This window comes from Teichococcus deserti (assembly GCF_001982615.1).
Lineage (GTDB): Bacteria > Pseudomonadota > Alphaproteobacteria > Acetobacterales > Acetobacteraceae > Pseudoroseomonas > Pseudoroseomonas deserti.
The window spans coordinates 1-1,230 of sequence record NZ_MLCO01000321.1; the positions used below are offsets into that span (position 1 = coordinate 1).

Below are 1,230 nucleotides of genomic sequence, written 5' to 3' on the forward strand. Positions count from 1 at the left end.
GTGGGAGGGTCGGGGCATGGCCCAAATCAAGCCGACGACCGGGAACATAGCAAGAACATTTTTGCCTTGACCTGGGGCTTTGCCTGGTTCAAGGAAAGCGGCGCCGCGGCCGCTCCGCGACGCCGCCTTGTTGGATTCCTTCCAGCGGGGGACAGCAACCAGGGAGAATCAGGCAGCCTGCGGAATGGCTGCCTCGATCAGCGTGCGGCCGGCCCCTTCCAGCGCGGCGGCAGTGGCCTCGCCGCCCAGATAGGGGACCGCGGCGAAGGCCCCTTCCATCAGCAGCAGCAGCCCGTCGCCCAGGGCTTCCGGGCCGCCGGCCTCGGCGCAGATGCGGCGCAGCAGGTCGCGGATCTGGTGCTTGCGCGCATCGGCCACCTTGCGCGCCGGATGCTCGGGGTCGGGGAATTCGACGATGGCCAGCCCCGTCGGGCAGCCGCGGAAGCCAGGGGCGCGCAGCTCGGCGGCGGCGGCGGTGAGATAGGCCATCGGCCGCTCGCGCGGGGGCACCGAGGGGTGCAGCGCATTGGCGTACCAGCAGGCCTCGGCCTCGCAATCCTCCATCAGGATCGCCTCGACCAGGGCGTCCTTGGAGGGGAAGGCGCGGTAGAGGCTCATCTTGGTGGTGCCGGCGACGCGGCAGACCTCCTCCACCCCGGTGGCGCGGATGCCCTGGCGGTAGAACAGCTCCTTGGCCGCGTCGCGCACCCGCTGGGCGGCCGGGCGCGGGTCGCGAGTCGCCGGCGACGGGCGCGGCCGCGGCTCGCCGAAGGGGCGGTCCGTTCCCGGCTGGTCCGCCCGGGACAGGTCGGGAGAAAACACCACCGTCGATTCGGCGGGCCATTGTCCCGGGGCATCGGCCACTGACTGGTCTCCTCTGCGTCTCGTTCTCGCATTTGCGAAGAAACCCCGATCGAGGGGGTCTTGCAATGATACCGACCGGTTCGTATCAATAGGGACGAACCGGTCGGTATCATCCGGCCCAGGAGATTGGCCATGCCGACCCCCTTCCGCAAGACCCTTCCGCTGCTGGCCCTCGCCATGGCGGCCCCGCTCTCCCTCTCCACCCCCGCCTTTGCCCAGCCTGCCCCCTCGGTCACCGTTTCCCAGCCCGTGCCTGTCCCTTATACACCTCTGACGCTGCCGACGATCTTACCCCTCTACTTCTCTGTGCTCTCCTCACCATGTTAAAGAACAACCATCTAACCATGTATCCAATCCTACAAATCA

1 protein-coding gene is annotated in these 1,230 nt (G+C 68.1%); it reads right to left on the reverse strand.

Features of this window, described 5'->3' with window-relative positions; translation table 11 throughout:
• Nucleotides 1-168: 168 nt before the first annotated feature.
• A complete protein-coding gene (locus tag BKE38_RS25855) occupies nt 169-864 on the reverse strand; it encodes a TetR/AcrR family transcriptional regulator (protein WP_242662573.1) in 696 nt (231 codons plus the stop codon).
• Nucleotides 865-1,230 lie beyond the last annotated feature (366 nt).